Annotated in this window: 1 protein-coding gene; it reads right to left on the bottom strand. The window is 79.2% G+C overall.

Annotation, left to right across the window (positions count from 1 at the left end; all coding sequences use genetic code 11):
- On the bottom strand, nt 1-265 hold a 265-nt coding region (locus KVT14_RS20480; RefSeq protein ID WP_217617306.1), incomplete at both ends, for a hypothetical protein.

Raw genomic sequence — 265 nt, 5'->3', positions numbered from 1 at the left:
CCCCCGTGCGCGGGGCGCGCAGCAGCGCCGGGAGCGCGACGGTGGCGGTCGCGGCCCGCTCGGGCTCGGGCGACGGCCGGGGCGCGTCGAGGTCCACGGACGAGGTCCCGAGGTGGCCGAACACCCGCCCCACCACGTCCTCCCGCAGCCCGTGGTCCGAGTCCCACCAGGCCAGCGGCGCCTGCACCTCCACCCGCACGCTGGGCCGCTGGTCGCGCTCGGCGTAGGTCGTCCACCGCTCGACAATGCCGGGGCGCGCAGCGGT

The organism is Cellulomonas sp. GbtcB1 (assembly GCF_019091725.1).
Classification (GTDB): Bacteria; Actinomycetota; Actinomycetes; order Actinomycetales; family Cellulomonadaceae; genus Cellulomonas.
Note: the sequence above shows the minus strand (reverse complement) of the source record. Positions and strands in the feature narration are given on the sequence as shown.